The sequence below is a fragment of the Mesotoga sp. B105.6.4 genome, from assembly GCF_002896535.1.
Lineage (GTDB): Bacteria > Thermotogota > Thermotogae > Petrotogales > Kosmotogaceae > Mesotoga.
In genome coordinates this window covers 23,808-41,389 of sequence record NZ_JWIM01000049.1, presented here as the reverse complement: position 1 = coordinate 41,389, position 17,582 = coordinate 23,808, and the positions used below count along the sequence as shown (strand labels likewise).

The 17,582-nt window shown below is 44.6% G+C and carries 14 protein-coding genes; 6 read left to right on the top strand and 8 right to left on the bottom strand.

The window, feature by feature from the left end; translation table 11 throughout:
* Positions 1-135 precede the first annotated feature (135 nt).
* The 3 genes from RJ60_RS10825 (at position 136) to RJ60_RS10815 (ending at position 3,487) form a co-directional block, all read left to right on the top strand.
* On the top strand, positions 136-885 hold the full coding sequence (locus tag RJ60_RS10825; protein ID WP_099829965.1) for an ABC transporter ATP-binding protein: 750 nt from the start codon (positions 136-138) through the stop codon (positions 883-885).
* Complete coding sequence (locus tag RJ60_RS10820; protein WP_243392324.1) at positions 872-2,065, top strand: ABC transporter permease; 1,194 nt, start codon at positions 872-874, stop codon at positions 2,063-2,065. Before RJ60_RS10825 ends, RJ60_RS10820 begins: the two co-directional genes overlap by 14 nt.
* A gap of 141 nt (positions 2,066-2,206) precedes the next feature.
* A complete protein-coding gene (locus tag RJ60_RS10815; RefSeq protein WP_099829964.1) occupies positions 2,207-3,487 on the top strand; it encodes a DUF3887 domain-containing protein in 1,281 nt (426 codons plus the stop codon).
* 73 nt (positions 3,488-3,560) lie between these two features.
* Here the strand turns inward: RJ60_RS10815 and RJ60_RS10810 are convergent, their stop codons facing one another.
* The 7 genes from RJ60_RS10810 to RJ60_RS10780 all read right to left on the bottom strand — a co-directional run bounded on the left by RJ60_RS10810 (position 3,561) and on the right by RJ60_RS10780 (position 11,983).
* Complete coding sequence (locus RJ60_RS10810; RefSeq protein WP_099829963.1) at positions 3,561-4,559, bottom strand: ABC transporter ATP-binding protein; 999 nt, start codon at positions 4,557-4,559, stop codon at positions 3,561-3,563.
* Positions 4,556-5,539, bottom strand: a complete 984-nt coding sequence (locus RJ60_RS10805; protein ID WP_099829962.1) for an ABC transporter ATP-binding protein — start codon at positions 5,537-5,539, stop codon at positions 4,556-4,558. Before RJ60_RS10805 ends, RJ60_RS10810 begins: the two co-directional genes overlap by 4 nt.
* A 5-nt stretch (positions 5,540-5,544) precedes the next feature.
* Complete coding sequence (locus RJ60_RS10800; protein ID WP_099829961.1) at positions 5,545-6,477, bottom strand: ABC transporter permease; 933 nt, start codon at positions 6,475-6,477, stop codon at positions 5,545-5,547.
* Positions 6,478-6,479: 2 nt separating this feature from the next.
* On the bottom strand, positions 6,480-7,466 hold the full coding sequence (locus RJ60_RS10795; RefSeq protein WP_099829960.1) for an ABC transporter permease: 987 nt from the start codon (positions 7,464-7,466) through the stop codon (positions 6,480-6,482).
* Positions 7,463-8,839, bottom strand: a complete 1,377-nt coding sequence (locus tag RJ60_RS10790) for a M14 family zinc carboxypeptidase (protein ID WP_099829959.1) — start codon at positions 8,837-8,839, stop codon at positions 7,463-7,465. Before RJ60_RS10790 ends, RJ60_RS10795 begins: the two co-directional genes overlap by 4 nt.
* A 70-nt stretch (positions 8,840-8,909) precedes the next feature.
* Complete coding sequence (locus tag RJ60_RS10785; protein WP_099829958.1) at positions 8,910-10,994, bottom strand: peptide ABC transporter substrate-binding protein; 2,085 nt, start codon at positions 10,992-10,994, stop codon at positions 8,910-8,912.
* A 137-nt stretch (positions 10,995-11,131) separates the two neighbouring features.
* The gene (locus RJ60_RS10780; RefSeq protein WP_099829957.1) at positions 11,132-11,983 is read right to left on the bottom strand and encodes an aminotransferase class IV; all 852 of its coding nucleotides are present in this window, start codon (positions 11,981-11,983) and stop codon (positions 11,132-11,134) included.
* Positions 11,984-12,117: 134 nt separating this feature from the next.
* Between RJ60_RS10780 and RJ60_RS10775 the strand changes: the two genes are divergently transcribed.
* The 3 genes from RJ60_RS10775 (at position 12,118) to RJ60_RS10765 (ending at position 16,633) form a co-directional block, all read left to right on the top strand.
* The gene (locus RJ60_RS10775) at positions 12,118-12,582 is read left to right on the top strand and encodes a hypothetical protein (protein ID WP_099829956.1); all 465 of its coding nucleotides are present in this window, start codon (positions 12,118-12,120) and stop codon (positions 12,580-12,582) included.
* Positions 12,583-12,636: 54 nt separating this feature from the next.
* Positions 12,637-15,084: a hypothetical protein gene (locus RJ60_RS10770; protein WP_099829955.1), complete on the top strand. Its 2,448-nt coding sequence runs from the start codon at positions 12,637-12,639 to the stop codon at positions 15,082-15,084.
* 454 nt (positions 15,085-15,538) lie between these two features.
* Complete coding sequence (locus RJ60_RS10765) at positions 15,539-16,633, top strand: hypothetical protein (RefSeq protein WP_099829954.1); 1,095 nt, start codon at positions 15,539-15,541, stop codon at positions 16,631-16,633.
* Here the strand turns inward: RJ60_RS10765 and nadE are convergent.
* The gene (nadE, locus tag RJ60_RS10760; RefSeq protein ID WP_099829953.1) at positions 16,602-17,441 is read right to left on the bottom strand and encodes an NAD(+) synthase; all 840 of its coding nucleotides are present in this window, start codon (positions 17,439-17,441) and stop codon (positions 16,602-16,604) included. The two genes, RJ60_RS10765 and nadE, sit on opposite strands and share 32 nt — an antisense overlap.
* Between the last annotated feature and the right edge of the window lie 141 nt (positions 17,442-17,582).

Genomic DNA, 17,582 nt, shown 5'->3' with positions numbered 1-17,582 from the left:
AATTCCGTTGTGAATATAATTAATCCATATCCACGCTATAATGAAATATTTTTTTGCGATTCTTATTTCTTCACTTCACATTAACAACAGAATGCTATTCTACACCCTGGAACAAACGTTTTTAGGAGGCAAAAAATGGTCAAGGTTGAGAAAATCACAAAGACTTTCGAAAGTCGAAGAAAAAAGGTCGTAGCAGTCGATTCGTTGAGCTTTTCCGCCGAGCCAAAGAGCATTTATGGCCTTCTAGGGCCAAATGGTGCCGGAAAGACTACAACCCTCAGAATTATCTCAACTCTTCTCAAGCCAGACAGAGGAAAGACAAGCGTAATGGGATTCGACTGCGTAGTTCAACCCACAGAAGTTCGTAAGAGAATCGGCTTCCTTACAAGCGATATGAAACTATCGGGAAACCTTACACCAAAGGAACTGCTTAAATTCTACGGCGAACTCAGTCATATGAGGGACACAGATATCTCTAGACGGACAAAGGAATTATCAGAATATCTGGATATGAATGACTTCCTTGACAAGAGAATCGGGAAGCTCTCTACAGGAATGAAGCAAAAGGCTGCTATCGCAGTGAGTCTTATTCATAATCCCGAAGTAATAATCTTTGATGAACCCACAAACGGTCTGGACATCCTTACGGCAAGAACAGTCACCGACTTTCTCAAAGACTACCGCGACCAGGGAAAGACGATAATAATCTCCACTCACATCATGTCTGTTGCCGAAAAGCTATGTAATAGAGTTGGAATTGTCTTCAAGGGCAGGCTAGTTGAAGACGACACTCTTGAAGGGCTTTATGAGAAGTTTGGCGAAGACAATCTTGAAGACGTGTTCTTTAAGATTGCCGACAGAGAAGGGGTGATTGAGATTGTTTAGGGATGCTCTAATTATCTTTCGAAAGGAACTCAAGAATATATTCAAGGACGCCCGAACTGTCTTCGCAGTTCTTATTTTGCCGATGTTGATCATGCCAGTGATCTTCCTCGTAATGAACACAGTTTCTTCATCCCAAGCCAAAACCTACGAAAAAACAGTCTACAAGCTGAAGATAGTTAATTTACCCGATGGGAGGTTCCTGAGTTTTCTTGACCAGATGATTTCATTTGAAATTGACGAAAATCTTAGCGAAGAATCGGTCAGAAACCAGGAAAACTCAATCATGGTAGAGTTTCCCGCAGATGCCGCGGAAAGAGTTCGTGGTGGAGAGAAGTTGGATGCGCGTCTCTTCTATAATTCGACTTCAAGAGGTTCTTCGTATGGGGCTCAAATAGTTCAGAATGCCCTATTGTCATATTCATCTCTACTTCTTTCGGAGAAGCTTCTCGAACATGGATTGACACTCGAAGATCTCAATCTAGTAAGTGTAGAGAAAAGAGATGTTGCGCCGGAAGAATCTCAGGGAACAGAGCTGCTGGCCACATTGATCCCGTACTTGCTGCTCATTTACATCTTCGCCGGATCCATGAATATAGGCCTCGACACAACTGCGGGCGAAAAAGAGAGGGGAAGCATGCCTGTCCTGCTTGTTAATCAGGTGTCGAGATCATCAATTGCTGCAGGGAAGATTCTGTATGTAATGACTATTGCGATCTTGAACAGCATATTCACCTTCATCGGCCTGATAATCGCTTTTAGAGTTGGAGGACCTGCATTTGGGGCTGGTGAGCTCAATTTCTCATCCCTGTCAGCCACAACTCTCTTTGGTCTCTTCATTACACTGGTGACAATGTCTGGGCTCGCAGCCGCCTTAATTGTTCTCCTTGGCTCCTTAGCAAGAAACATGAAAGAGGGAAGCGGTTATGTGATGCCCATATATATTATCGCAATAGTACTGGGAGTTGCAACTATGCAGATGGAGTCACCCGATAACCTCCTGCTTTACTTCATCCCGCTTGTAAACTCCATCTTCGTAATGAAGGATATTATTACTGCTAACTTTGTGATGACGAGATTTGTGCTAATGTTGTTGAGTAATCTGGCTTACATATCTCTGTTCATATACTTCTTGACAAAGGTCTTCAACAGCGAAAAGATAATGGATAGTTCAGGTTCTTGAGATGCCTTTGGTATGAAGTAGCCTGATTATTGTAAATGGAGGGCAAACGCCCTCCGTTTTAATTTCATCAATTGAGGGCTGTTGGTTTATCATTGAGTTAGAAACGAAAATGTTGGAATCTTATTTTAGGAGAAGCCAGGGTTGAAAAGGATAATTTCATCAGGAATTGCAGCTTTTTTAGCTTTCACATTACTCCTTGGGTCTGAGGTACTGGCCGATAGGTACCTTCAGTTGTTGTTGCGTGGCAACTATTATCTTGCATACGAAATGCAGAGCGTGCGGGCAAAAGGTCTGTACAATGTTGAAGAAATGGAAAGAGAATTCCAGCAGCTAAGAGACGAGTACGGAAACTATCTTTTTGTCTTCTCGACAGAGAGGAGCGAGATAAGAGGTTTCACGGTCTTCATCTTTCACGCTCAGTTCGAGAGAGGATTTATAGATTTCAACGTAGTAATTGATGATCAGGGAAAGGTCGACACTTTTGTAATTCAACCGACTCTTCAACCGGGAAGTATAGCCGAGTATATCGATACAAGCAAGTTTGATGAGTTTGAAATAACAATTGGCGAGGGAAGATACCGGCTTCCCGCAGTAATTACCGTTCCCAAAGAGATTGACAAGTATCCACTTGTGATTCTCATACATGATTCGGGAGCTATGGACAGAGATTCTACAATTGGGCCGAACAAACCATTCAGGCAGATAGCCTGGGGACTGGCGACTCAAGGTGTGGCCGTTCTGAGGTATGATAAGAGATCCTTTGTATTCGGAGAGCGGCTATCTCAAACCCCTCCTAGCATCGAAACAGAAGTGATTGAGGATGTCGTCAGTGCAATAACCGCTGCGTCGAGAATACCGTCAGTTTCATCAATATTTCTTGCTGGGCACGGACTCGGAGGCAGAGTTGCCCCAGTAATCGCCGCCAGAGACCCTAGAGTTGATGGGATTATTCTTCTTGCCACCCCGGCCAGAAGAGAGCTTCAAGTAATAATCGATAAGCAGAAGTACTTTGCATCGATTTACGAAACAGATAGAGGGCAGCAGACACAACTTCTTACAGATTACTTGCAGGCCGCGCTAGATGGCAAATTACCCCCAGGTACTCCTGTTCTTGCGGCAACGGCCGGCTACTACTATGAACTTGACAGAATGAATCATATTGAGACCATAAGGGAATTGGAAATACCGGTCCTAATAGTCCAGGGTGATGCAGATTTCGAGTCAACCGTTCAGGACTACATAATGTTTATGAATGCACTCTGGACACGAATCAACGTCTATTTCCAGTTATTACCCGGTCTGGACCACTATTTCATGCCTGTAAGAGATGGCTTGTCAACACCCGATCACTACTATGAGTTCAGACATGTCGACAGACAACTCATCGACACAATGTTCTCCTGGATATACATCTTCGACTAAGGAACGCTCATGGTGTTTCCGCAATCGAGCATTTAGGCCCATAGAAACTTTGATAGGCTGCTCACGGCAATCCTCATTCACCATAAAGAAAACACGAAACAAAATGACCGTCACTTGCTTCTTTAAGCGACGGGCTTTCTTTACCGCATCTGTCGAAGGCTTTCGGACATCTCTTTACAAATCTGCATGTATCGGGCGGATCGACAGGTGAAGGTATGTCTCCTTTCACTATCTCTCTCTTTCCAGTCTTTCTCAAATGAGGATTCGGCACGGGGATAGAAGAAAGCAGTCCGCGAGTGTAGGGATGAAGCGCATTATTGAAAAGCTCGTCTGTCTCCGCGGTTTCCACTATCTTTCCCAGGTACATAACCGAAATCCTGTCACAAATGTGCTTTACTACCGCGAGGTCGTGTGCAATGAATAGGTAAGTCAGCTCGAACTCATGTTTTAGATCTTCAAGAAGGTTTATAACCTGTGCCTGGACAGATACATCAAGCGCTGAAACAGGCTCGTCGCAAATGACAAGAGCAGGATTCAGGATCATCGATCTGGCTATTCCTATTCTCTGTCGCTGCCCTCCGGAGAACTCGTGGGGGTAACGATACATATACTCTGGCCTCAGACCTACCTTTTCAAGGATATCGGATATCATAGACTTTCTCTCTTCTTTACTCTTGCCAACGGAGTGTACTCTCAATCCTTCCGCAATTATGTCATGTACTGTCATTCGCGGATTGAGAGATGCATATGGATCTTGAAAGACCATCTGTATCTCTTTCCTGAAGGGTCTCATTTTCGATTCGGAAAGAGAGAAGATATCTACGTTGTCATCCGTGGAACCTCCCCCTCTGTAAAGAAACTCTCCATCTGTAGGCTGGTAGATTTTTATTAGAGTTCTTCCTATTGTAGTCTTTCCACAACCCGATTCTCCGACAAGTCCTAAAGTCTCACCTTTGAATATGTGCAGATCCACGCCGTCTACAGCCTTAAGATGCGATTTTTTTCTGAAACCGCTCTTTATAGGAAACCACTTCTTCAGATTCTTGATTTCTACCATTGGAGATAACATCATCGATCATTCCTTTCGAAAAGCCAGCAACGAACTGAATGCCCGTTCTCAAAATCGATCAGAGGAGGTTTTTCCAGGCACCTATCAAATGCCACCGAGCACCGGGGCCTGAATCTACATCCTTCAGGAAAGCTTGAAGGATGCGGAACATAACCACTTATAACATTCAGTTTTCTCTGTTCTTTCTTGGAAATTTCTATCTTCGGTATCGAGTTGATCAGCCCCTTTGTGTAGGGATGCATTGGACTGTCAAAGATATCGAATATCCCACCGCTCTCTACAATCTGACCGGCATACATCACAAGAACTCGATCACACATTTCGGCAATTACTCCCAGATCGTGCGTAATGATTATCGTGGCTGTGCTGAACTTATCCTTCAGCTCGTTCATTAGCTCCAAAACCTGGGCTTGAATGGTTACGTCAAGCGCTGTAGTTGGTTCGTCGGCAATGAGCACCTCCGGGCTGCAGGCGAGCGCCATAGCAATCATTACTCTCTGCCTCATTCCTCCAGACAGTTGATGAGGAAATTCCGTGACTCTCTTCTTAGGCTCTGGAATCCCAACAAGCCGGAGCATTTCCACGCTCCTCGTCATTGCCTCCTCCTCACTAAGACCTTCGTGCAGTCTATATACTTCGGAAATCTGCCATCCGATCGTGTAGAGGGGATTCAATGAGGTCATGGGTTCCTGAAATACCATAGATATCGACTTGCCTCTAATCCTCTGAAGCTCTTCCTTGCCGAGCGTCGAAATGTCCTTCCCTCTGAAAGCAATTCTTGTGTCTTCACCGAGAAAGGAGTTCTTTGGGAGCAACCTCATTATTGAGAAAGCTGTGATTGTCTTGCCACAGCCAGATTCTCCCACGATCCCGAGAGTCTCTCCCTTTGATAGACTAAAGGAGACCCCGTCTAGAGGTGTTATCCTTCCAAGCTGGGTTTTAAAGGAAATCTTCAAGTTGTCAACTTCGAGTATTCTTTCCATGCTTTTCAACTCTCACTCACAAATTTCGGATCCAGAGCATCTCTAAGTCCATCTCCAAGAAAGTTCACGTTCAGTACTGTGATGAATATGAAGAATCCCGGGAATACGGTAAGCCACCATGGATTTACCCCAGTAGTTGTGCCAAGAATATAGTTCATGGCTCTCTGAAGCATATTACCCCATGACGGCATGGGAGGCTGTATGCCAAGCCCAAGATAGCTAAGGGACGACTCGGCGAGAATCGCGTAAGACATGTTCAATGTTGCAGAGACAATTACAATTGGTACTACGTTTGGCAGAACGTGTCTGAGAATGATTCTCACATTTCTGACCCCCATAGCTTTGGCCGACATAACATACTCGGTCTCTCTTATCGATAAAACCAGTCCCCTGACCAACCTGGAAACACCCATCCAGCCGAAGACCGTTAACACTAGAATGATATTAGATATCCCGGAGCCAAAGACAAGTGTAAGGGTGATTAGAATTGGAAACATAGGAATAGAAAGCATCACATCTACAAATCTCATCAGGAATCTATCTACCAGTCCTCCATAGAAGCCTGAAAACAAACCTACGGCAGTTCCAATGAGAGTGGTTATGACTGCAGAGGCGAAACCCACGAATAGAGATATTCTTCCTCCATACATTACTCTAACAAGCACATCATGTCCCAGTTCATCTGTTCCGAATAAATGACCTTCTGTAAACGGCGGAGAAAAGAGGTTAGAGAAATCCATGTCCTCGTAGCCCACATCGATGAAGAGCGGACCTATCAGAGTGAATATAACAACTGCAACGAGCATCACGGCACCTAACACGGCAAGTTTATGACTCTTGAACTTTGCCCATACCAACTGCCTGTAACTGTTTATATGGATCGGGCGCGCCTTCTCCTCGATTTCGTCAAGTTTCCTTTTATAGAAGAATTTTCGCATAGCTAAGCTCCCTTTCTGCCCATTCTGATTCTTGGATCGACCAACACATACAGTAAATCGGCAACCAGATTCGATATTAGGGTTACAATCGCTAGGAACATCAGACAACTGATCGCCAGATTGTAATCGCTTGAAATAACCGCGTTGTACATAAGTCTCCCCATTCCCGGCCAGGAGAAGACCGTTTCAATGATCAATGCTCCGCCGAAGAAATACGGAATGTCTAGGGCGATTATGGTGATAATCGGTATCATAGCATTCTTAAGAGCGTGCTTGATGATGACCTTTCTATCGGGAACCCCTTTCGCATACGCAGTTCTAACATAATCCTGATCAAGAACTTCCAGCAGAGACGTTCTTATATACCTTACCCAAGAAGCAACCTGTACCAAACCTAGAACAAAGGCGGGAAGTACGAGATGTCTCAGTCTGTCAACAAAGACATTCCAAGTACCTGTGACCCCATAGGTTGACATACCGGAAACGGGAAACCAACCGAGACCAACGCTGAAAATTATTATCGCGATCAAAGCAAACCAGAATCCAGGCAAAGAGATTCCCACAAAAGCAAATACAGTCGTTGAGTAATCGAAAACAGAATATTTCTTTACTGCCGAAAGTATCCCAATAGGAAGAGCTACTACCAGCCCAATCAACCATGCGGTGATAGTAAGGATTAAAGTATTCGGTAGCCGTGAAAAAATGAGGTCTATTACCGGAGTCTTGTACATGCTCGAATATCCCAGGTCGCCAATCATAACACTCTTCAGCCATGAGAAGTATTTCACCGGAAGAGGATCATCAAGGCGATAATACTCCCTTAGTTCCTTCATCCTCTGAGGATCGTTGGCCATTGCCCGAGGATTCTGCATTCTCATCTGGAGGAGAGGATCTCCCGGCATGGAGTTCATTATCACAAATATTATGATCGATATTGCAAAGAAGACCGGGATAAGTTCGAGAAACCTCTTCAGGAAATATACTTTCACGATATCCGGCTTTCCCTTCTCTGAATATAATCGGCAACATTCAAACCTGCAATCAGCTGAACACTGACAAGACTCTTTATGGGGATTGTAGTGTAGTTTAGATTCTCTTCAAGATACTCCATTTTCCTCTCAAATGCCTCATCTGCCATCTTGGAGATTGCCGACAGCTTCTCCGATCCGTCATCATTCTCCCTGACCAATCTTTTTAGCATCCCTAGCATCAATGATTGATAGAACTGGCTGACAATCTTATTATCAAAGACCTCTGCCATACTTGCCTTTCTCTCCAGAGACTGGTCATTTTCAATCCAATTCTTCTGCGCTTGAAGTTGATCTGGGTAGGTTTCAAGAACATTCTTGAAGACTCTGTAGAACGGCGACTTTCTGTCTATAACGTAAGGTTCAAGCGCTTTCAACACTTCGCTCACAAACTCAAAATTCTCGACGGACCTCTGATAGTTGAATCTCTGCGCTTCCTTCCTCGTAATCTCTGCTTCAGACATGTCTTCGACCCTTGCATCATAATAGTATGGCATCTCACAAACCAAGGAAAACGTATCGGCCACGGATGAAGCAAAATCATCAGAACTAGTACCGGCTTTGATGACGTCTGCTGGGTCTTTGTTTGGACCAAGATTCTTCTTTAGATAATCATACTCTTGAGCCATTCCGAAAAGCTTGAAAATAGCAGGTTCGAGCTGCTCCAAAAAAGGCGCTTCCGGCTCTCCAAGAGCAAGGGGCAAACCAAACAAACCTGGAAGTTTCCTGAAAGTTTCATGGAGTTCTGGAACTGCGTCGCTCACATAATAATAGACCCCTCCAAACCCGGAATTGTGAAGAGAGTACATGAAATCGGGCTTCTTCTCTTCAATAAGCTTCATAAGCACTTCTGTCTCCGGCAATGGCGAGTGGAAATGCAGAGTTTTGTAATCAACAGGGAAGGTCCATTCAACCTGTTCGTGGCCCGGCGGTCTGTAGAAGTTGCCTGCATACTTTCTTATTGAAGAAGAGTCTTTGAACCACCCCTCATTCAGCTTTGTGCCATCGACGTCAATTACCTTTATCAGATGCCAGGTGAAGTCTAATCCATCGCGAAAAGCGTCATCGCTTGCAAGCTTCTCACTCAGGAAATCCAGCATCATTGCACCTATCGGCTCGTTTGGATGAGGACAGCCGAACAGAAGTGCGTTCTTTTTACCTTTACCAATTTCCAGAACATAGATTGGATTTCCGGCACGTGATCTTCCTGCCTCATATATCTTGACTTTGTCTGGATACTTCTTTGCGAGTTCGAACGATCTATGGTTCATTTCCTCGACTGTGAAGAACTCCTTGTAGTCGGGGACTGCATCGATAAGTTCTCTGAACTTCATGTCGAAACCTCCGAAAGATGATGTAAGAAAACATGGGGGAGAAGCTCATCTTCTCCCCCAAAGAAGCCAATTATCTATCTATGTACCAGTTCTGGATTATCCAGCCGAGTCCATTATCATATCCAGAGTTGAAACTCTTGATGTACTTCTTTGCAAAATGAGGTGTCGGTGCAACTACTAACGGCAGAACGGGGAGTTCATCCGTCCAGAGCGCGAAATGCCTTTCATAGAGAGCCTGTTTCCTCTCTGGATCAAGCTCCTTTGCGGCCGCGTTAATTATCTCATCGTTTTCAGCGTTTGCCCAACCGGTATAGTTCATTCCTCCCCAGTAGTTCTCGTCAGAAGGTATCTGATCTGTGGTCCAGTAATTGGCTGCTTCGTCGCTGACACCATAACCCCAGCCGGAAAGCAAAGCATCATAGTTTCCGTAAGGGAAAGCTTCTGTCCATATAACGAGAGCAGGCTTCACATCGATCTCGACGTCCATTCCGACCTGTTTCAGCATGCCCTGGATAATCTGTGCCATCATCTGATAATCTCCACTTCCCGAAGCAAGAGAAAGCTTGAACTTCAAGGTTTTACCGTCTTTCTCATAGATACCTCTGTTGTTGAGCTTCCAGCCAGCCTCTTCAAGCAGTGCTTTGGCCTTTGCGGGATTGTATTCGTAATGTTTAACATCTGGCGCCTTAAGTGCTTCTCTCATCTGATGAAGATCAGTAATCCAGGTATCCACCACTTCGGCCAGTCCGGCGTATACTACATTGCTTATCTGCTCTCTGTTTATACCATAGAGAACGGCCTGCCTTACCCTCTTATCTCCAAAGATCGGATGGGGTTTTGTTGTATCCTCGGGATCCCTTAGATTCAAGTTCAGATTATCGTAAGCAATGTTTGGTGTATAGAAAACGTTGAACATGTCTGCCCGTTGATTCTCCAGCTGTACCGACTGTTTGAGGGAGAGAGTGTACCTACCGAAATCGATTTCTCCATTTAGTGTGGAAGCAAAAACAACGTCCATGTCAGGAATGATTCTCATTACCAGCTGGTCGATGTTCGGCCTACCCATATAATAGTCATCAAAAGCTTCCATTATCACATACTGACCTTCAGCATATTCTTTGAACTTGTAGGGTCCTGTCATAATAGGATTCTTCGTAGCTTCTTCAACAAAACGATCCCAGTTTCCGCTTGCTTTTGCTGCTTCGAAGCTTGTTCTGTAGACATGTTCTGGCAGCTGGAACCAGCCGAAATAATAGGCATAGACGGAAGACCCCAGCTCGGCATTACTTAGGGGTTCAGGAAGGGTAATAGAGTATGTATAGTCGTCAATTACATTGACTTCGGATACTGACCTCTCGAAGTAGTTCGTCGTAACCGGGGCGCCGCTGTTCATAACTTCCCACTGGAACTTCGCATCATGGGCAGTCACTGGCTCTCCATCGTGCCACTTCATTCCCTTTCTTAACTCGTAAGTTATCGTAAGTGAACCGTCTTCGTTTATTACCATCAGCCCGTTTTCTAGACTTGGCATTCTCTTGACCATTCTCGGAAAGTAGAATCCGTCCTTGTCTGTTCCGGTTATTCCATCGCCAATGATATTGCAGATCGTCCATGTCAGTCCGGAAGAAGTGAACAAGGTGTTGAAACCAGGAGCATCGGCAGTAACCGCAGTCGTTGCCATTCCGCCCCTAACTGGAGGATTCATAGCCATGTAGATCGAAATGGCAGCCTCTTCCCTTGTGATGGGTGAGCTGGCCTCGATCAAGTGGCCATATCGGAAATCGAGAAGTTGGTGATTGCTCCTGTAAGCAACAGTGAGGGCTCCCCATGCCTCCACCGGAGCGTCCCACTCGTCAATTGCTGTGGTGCAAATCTCATCGTAGGACTGAGCTTCAGACTTCAGACCGAGAACCTCAACCATCGCAACGGCGAAGTCTGCTCTCAAGACCTCTCCTGCTCCGGAGATCAGATTTCCCTTGCCGGGAAAGGCCTTTTCAACTGCATTCCTGAATTCTGAATAAGTTAACGGTGATTCATCGACTGAAGACATGATTCCTTTTGATTCGATTACAGGAATCGCCTCTTCCGGGAGAACCTGTCCCAACAAGAACGCTGAGAAGAGAATAATTAGAAAGAAAACCAGGAGCTTTTTCATCCCGCACACCTCCAAGAAAGATTATTTGGAACACGGAAAATTTATGTAATTATATACCAGTCACAGAGAAGATTTCCCAAAACAGGGAAGATTTATACGTATTGTTTACCTTCCAACACAAGTTAATACCAAATCATTCACCTGGAAGAGAAGAAGAGATCTTCGTAAGACTGCATTATCTGTCTAGTATAATCACCACAAACGCTGAAACAGACTTGGTCTATCGCTCTGACAGGCATCACCCTGGAGACTGTGCTTACGAGAAAGACTTCCTCAGCCTCAAGAAATTCATCTACGGTAACCGGTTTTTCGACAACCTGATAATCCAGTTTCTTAATGAGGTCGATCACTTTTCCCCGCGTTATGCCCGGGAGAATGTTATCGATTTCTGGAGTGAAAAAAACACCGTTCTTCACAAGAAAGTAATTCGAACTGCCACCTTCTGTGGCAACTTTCTTGCCTTCAAAGTCTCTAAACATCAAAGCTTCGTAGCCTCCGTTGCTATAGGCGAAGTTCTTGGCAAGAACGTTGGGCAGCAGATTTATCGTCTTGTGCTCACATAGCTTGTGTCTTAGATCTGGATAGGTGAAGAGCTTAACTCCATTCTTCCAGTTCTCTGCATCAATTCTTCTCAATGGAAGTGCAAGCATAAAGAACGTGCTTGGGGTTTTCTCTGAAGGAAATCTGTGTTCTCTGTGAAGATCTGTTCCTCTTGTAAGTTGTATATAGAGTTCCCCGTCTTCAATTGCATTTCTTCTGATTAGTTCCGATGCAAACTCCTTTGTCTCTTTCGAAGTGAACGGAATCTCCATGTTGAAGAAAGCAGCGCTCTTAATCATCCTCGTGAAGTGATCTTCGAAGAATAATATCCTGCCTTTGATTGTCCTTACAACCTCAAAGAGACCGTCCGCAAAAGTGAGTCCCCTATTCTCCAGTTGAACATGCTTACCCTTTTCTTGAACAAATTCGCCATCGTAAAATGCCCACATAAGTGCCTCCTCCAGCTTCACTTCGTTCATAACACCATTATGCATCAACAGACTATTAGTTTGCGGTAAGACAGCACATCAATGATAGAATATAACGGAACCGTAAGCAGACCTTTCATTTGGAGGTTTTCTAAATGGACAACGTTTTGGCACTTTTTCCTGGAGGCTCTTCGGGACTTTTTGGAAGTAAGGTGTACGATGTTATTGTAATTCCAGAGGGACTCTTGTTGGTGCAGTTGACTAAATCAATAACAAATGAAGCCGTTAAGAAGGCAAAGGAAGCCTCCGAAGAAAGAAACGAAGGGTTCTTCAAAAAGATGGCATCTGTGATGTCTGCGGGTTCTTCTTTGCTTGACAGATACAACGAGAAGACAAGAGAAGAGATTTTGAACGAAACACCTGGTAATCTCTTCATTCCGAAAGACTCACTGAAAAAAGTCAAGGTCTCCAGTACTATGGACTCTTCATCAGGAGGTGCTAACACAGACAGTACCGTGATGAAGATAGTCTGGACAGGCGGAAAAATGAAATTGACCTTCAGGACATACCTAAACGTAAGGGAAACTAAGCGTTTTTTTAGGGACACGTTTGGAGTATAACGTGTCGTTCACGGGTAAACTCATTCACCTATGGTCTGAGGCAGGAGGTATGCCATGAGAAAAACGATACTATTGGCAGCTGTGGCTCTAATCGCAGTCACTTCGCTGGCCAACAAAGTTCTTGAATTTCCAAATGCTGATATCTACTACCGTAAGGGGTTCGAGGAGATCGCTATCCATGTAGGTAATGTCTTTGAATCTATAAGACCGAAAGTCGTTGAACTGGTGGGCAACGACCCCGGAAGAATAAACATCGTTCTGAAAGATTTCGGGGCAAATACGAACGGTATCGCTCAGGCTCAAAACCACAAGACTATTCAGATCTTTGTGTGGCCTGCCGACACAATACTCTCAACGAGAATGAATGTGTCGAATTTGTATAGACAGTTGTTGATGCATGAATTCACTCATATCGCCCACCTGACTTACACAACAGGTGTGCCTGCGTTCATTTCTAGAGTGCTTTTAGGAACGGAACTCTTTTCGCCGCAGATGTTCTCACCATTTATTGAAGGAGTGACCTTGTTCGCCGAATCCTCTAATTACTTCTCCGAGGGAAGATTGAACAACCCATTGTGGGGGAAAGAGATGACATATCAGAATATGAAGGCCGACTCCTTCGCTGGCCTGGACTACGCTCTGTCCGTTTCGCGTGAGGACTACCGCGGAGGAGCTCTCTATTACAACTACATTGCCAGTTTCTATGATTATCTCGTCAGAAGGTTCGGAATAGAATCTGTGAAGGAGTTTCACAAAGAAGTTTCGGGGAGAATGCCTGTCATAGGGGTAATCAACGCCTCAAGAATCGCATTTGACGAAACGCTAGACGTGCTTTATGATGACTGGAAAGAAGAAGTGGAATCTGAAGCCGCAGACTACGGAACATTGAACGAAGTCAAGACGATCAAGAATGGACAGATACTTGACATGACCAAGACGGAAAACGGCGTCATTTTCTCTTATTCTGTTTTTGGAGAAGCAAGTTCATGGAATGGGGCAGTTGAAAGAGGAATTGAAGAGTATGTTGATGGAGGTTTTTCTAGAAGACTCTCTGACTTTGGAGCAATTACCCTTAAATGGCGCGAAGGTAACATCTACCTGATGACTTCAGTCACTGAGAGAAGCACAACTCTTAGAGAGATCTGGTCGTACAGACCTCCTCTCTCAGTTAGGCTTCTGGACAAGGGCATGGTAACTGCCTTTGATATCTACAATGGAAGACTGATAAAAGCGCTTTATGACACGAAGACTGGATTTTCAACAATCTACTTCGAAGAAATGCAGCTAACAACAATCCCGTGGTTGATCAAGGACATAATAGCACTCGAAGACGGTAGTTTGATAATGCTCCTCTCGAAGGACGGTATCAACGGAGCGATCGCTAAATTTACCGAAGGTGAATTCAAGATCATTCTACAAGATCCATATCTCAAAGGAAGGGGTATCGACTATAACAATGGGCAAATAATCTTTACCTCCTCCTACGAAGAGGGGTTCATGGATGCCTTTTCCGTAGATGTTGAATCAGGTGAGGTTTTCAGACTTACCGAGGGAGCCAATCTCGAAAAGGCCGTCGTGCTCGATTCTACTGTATATGGATTTGGACATTCCAGACAAGAGAAAGGAATGTCGATATTTACCTTTGATCTACAGAGTAGCCCATACGTTGTCAAAGAAGTTGAACCCGACGACTTCGACCCTGCAGCGGCGGACTACACAGAAGGCAATTATCTTAAGAAAACCTTCCTTCACTTCTTGAATCCAATTTTGAGAGCGCCTCTTGTATCGTACGATGGCGAGCACTTTTCTTTGGGCTTTTTAACTCTTCACCTGTCCCATGATTCTAACCACTCTATGACGCTAATGCCATCGTTCACATTCGGAACCAACAAGCTTTCCCTAACTGCCGAGTACAGTGGGCAGGTATTTGAAGGGGTCAATGCAATTCTTACTGTCAATCTGGGCGTTCCCGAAGCTCCTATTGCAAGCGCCGGCCTCTCTTCTGAGCTGTTCCAGTTGCCTCTCAATCCTTCCACAAGATTCAGATCGCATGCTTACATTGGACTGGACACATCGGGTGGAATAACGACTTCCGTCCCGTTGAGTCTAAACGGAAATCTCTTCTCGATTTCCCTAGAACCGGGCATAAGACTCTCAAATGGAAAGATAACACCGTTGCTTGCTCTTGATGCAACATTCTCTCCAACCTTGGGAACGTCTGTCGGTCTTGGAGTGGGTTTCTACGAAGACTTCTACTGGTATATCAATGGAGCCCAACTACTATATCGGATCAACTGGGGATGGAGTCCACTCTTCTTTCTAAAAGAGATGGGAGTCGGAATTGAGGTAAATGGATCAAACACTAATCTAGATCATTCTGCTATGTATCTATTTGTAAATGTCGGTTCAACTATCGGTCTCGGAGATCTTTTCCCAAAGATTGGCATTCAATACAGCAATTCTCGATTGGGACTCTACTTAGGATTAGAGACCAGGCCCTGAAAGAGGTTTCGCGCTTCAGTCAGGACTTTGCATTAAGAGTAATCAAAGAGGGGGGATCCTCCCCCTCTTCTTCATATAGGTGTCTCTAACATTCTCATAGAAACTTGCATGCACCTGCACCTGTTTTCCACAATACCCACAACCTTTGTTGGGAGCAAAGAACCTGAAACATTTTTATTCGGGAGCACTATATCTGTACCGTTGACCGAGATCTCATGTAGTCACAAATCAGAAGTGAATAAAGCAAGAGGAGCGTGGGCCAAAGAGCTAGTTACACCCTGGCATTCTTTTCGTAAAACTGAATCTTTCGATGATGGGGATTCAAAATCATTATGTTATCCTACTTGTTAAAGGAACTTAAAACTTGCCCGCCAGTCGACTTTGCTTAAACCACAACAACCGTATGAGGTATAATGCTGTTATCGGAGATAACAAAGAGAAAGGGGGAAACAACATGAAGACTATTGAGTACTCGGCTTTTCTTATAAGTGCTTCAGGCTCAGTGTTTATTGAAGAATCAAAGCATGACGGAATAACTTTTACATTTCCTTCCGATCCAGTCTTTGCCAAATACAGAGACCGATTAATGGCCGTTATCGAAGTGAAAATGGAAGCTTCGAGATTCTCTCTAACCAAGAGCAAGCTGGACTTAAGTTCAGTTAAACTACATGGAATCAAAGTCGTTGGCGACAAACTTTACGAAGACTCGGTATCGCTCTGGGCATTCGAATCGAGAACTTTAGGCAAGACTATTAGAGTCGTATCGGACAACGAGGCATCGATGATTCCCGCAAAGAGAGATACAGATTATGTGGTTCCAATTATTGTTAACACAATAGAGTTTTCTTCAAAGGAAGAGCATTTGGGAAGATTCGTCTTTCCGCTACCTGACGAATGGTTTGTTCTTTCTGGAGTTTTCTTCGGACAAGACGGCGCAAAGATCCGCAAGGAGAACTCAAAGGTTAGTTTAGATTCATTCAGTACGGAGATTATTGTTAATGAATTGAAAAAGCACAGAGTCTTCAACGACAACTTGTGGGATCTTTATCAGCTGTACAAATCTCTAGAGAGTTTTGAAACTAAGAATGAATCGCTGCCTGAACCGCTCGGTGAGGAAATACCAGTATCCTCTCTGGATCTGGAAGAAAGCATTCCAGAATCTGCAGACCTGTACCTGGCCGGGGATCGAAAGACTACCGACTCTCTCCATCGTGAAGTCGTGGTTCAATCAAGCATAGAGAAGGTCGGAACCTTCAGCAAGAAGAAGGGAGTTGTTCTGAGGATAAAAAATAATTCAGACCTTGGGACGGTTAAGGGAGTCCATATATCTTTCAGACTGCTTGATCCTATGGGCAAGGAGCTTTACGTTGCTGAGAAGGAGCTAGAGGGCCTAAGCGTAGGACCCGGGGAAGCAAAAAAGCATGATTTCACCGACTTTCCGGAATTTGCTGATCATCAGCTGGAAAGAGTGGCGATTAATCTGATAAGTATTTCGTGGAGTAACGGTCTAGAGACCTTCACTTCTGCTGAAAAACAGACAGATTTCTGAACTGTCTGTGTTCGGCCGCTTTCACTATTTCCATGATCCTCACGGCCTTCTTGTCGTGAGGGTTTAGTTTTTCTCCGGCTTCTATCTTTATGAGTGCCTCATCAAGCTCAGTAAAAGACATCCCAAAAGCAGTCTCATCGGTAACACCAGGAATAAGGTCAGGACTCGGCGGCTTCTCTATGATCCTCTCCGGAATTCCCAATTCTCTAGCAAGGCTAATGACCTCAGTTTTGAACAGATGCTTGATTGGCTCAATGTCGCTTGAATCATCTCCCCACTTCACATAAAGTCCGCAAAGCCATTCGGTCTTGTTTGTCGTGCCAAGTACAGCGTAACCCCTTTTCTCAGCTTCCAAATACAACGAAACCATCCTGACTCTGTGCTTAGCTCTATAGAAAGCCAGTCCCCTTTTGAATTCTTCACTGCCCCTGTCGGCCAGGTCGTCAAGGAAAGGGTCTGAAGAAAGCTGCTGCCACTTATCCCTTACATACCTTTCCTTAACCGACTGAGGTATTAAAAGGGCCGGCGGTTGAAGTCTATAGCAACCAACAGCACGGAGAATCGAACTTATGTTCTTGATTTTGAAGTCTATTCCCAGGAAGTGCGCTACGAGCTTCGAATCCTCCAGGGTATCCTTCGAAGAGTCGCGTTCGGGCATTAGAAGGCCAAATACGTTTCTATTACCTAGGGCATCTACGGCTAGCTTACCTACCACCGCGGAGTCTATTCCTCCGCTTATTCCTATCACAGCCCCTCGATAGCCCCACTTCAAAACAGTCGTTCTTATAAAATCGACAATTTCTCGCATACGATCACCAATAAGATTATACTAGACTAATCCTCCGTTCTTGAAAACTGAATGTTCAACACAAAGAACCCATTGGAAAGTCTGACATCGAAGAAATTTCAGTTGCCAGAAATGCTAGACTTATACGTTAAGGTAATCTCA

Coding starts and splice junctions, on each gene's coding strand:
- RJ60_RS10775 (WP_099829956.1), top strand. CDS start 12,118: ATGGACAACGTTTTGGCACTTTTTCCTGGAGGCTCTTCGGGACTTTTT.
- RJ60_RS10770 (WP_099829955.1), top strand. CDS start 12,637: ATGAGAAAAACGATACTATTGGCAGCTGTGGCTCTAATCGCAGTCACT.
- RJ60_RS10825 (WP_099829965.1), top strand. CDS start 136: ATGGTCAAGGTTGAGAAAATCACAAAGACTTTCGAAAGTCGAAGAAAA.
- RJ60_RS10790 (WP_099829959.1), bottom strand. CDS start 8,839: ATGAAGTTCAGAGAACTTATCGATGCAGTCCCCGACTACAAGGAGTTC.
- RJ60_RS10800 (WP_099829961.1), bottom strand. CDS start 6,477: ATGCGAAAATTCTTCTATAAAAGGAAACTTGACGAAATCGAGGAGAAG.
- nadE (WP_099829953.1), bottom strand. CDS start 17,441: ATGCGAGAAATTGTCGATTTTATAAGAACGACTGTTTTGAAGTGGGGC.
- RJ60_RS10780 (WP_099829957.1), bottom strand. CDS start 11,983: ATGTGGGCATTTTACGATGGCGAATTTGTTCAAGAAAAGGGTAAGCAT.
- RJ60_RS10785 (WP_099829958.1), bottom strand. CDS start 10,994: ATGAAAAAGCTCCTGGTTTTCTTTCTAATTATTCTCTTCTCAGCGTTC.
- RJ60_RS10805 (WP_099829962.1), bottom strand. CDS start 5,539: ATGGAAAGAATACTCGAAGTTGACAACTTGAAGATTTCCTTTAAAACC.
- RJ60_RS10810 (WP_099829963.1), bottom strand. CDS start 4,559: ATGATGTTATCTCCAATGGTAGAAATCAAGAATCTGAAGAAGTGGTTT.
- RJ60_RS10765 (WP_099829954.1), top strand. CDS start 15,539: ATGAAGACTATTGAGTACTCGGCTTTTCTTATAAGTGCTTCAGGCTCA.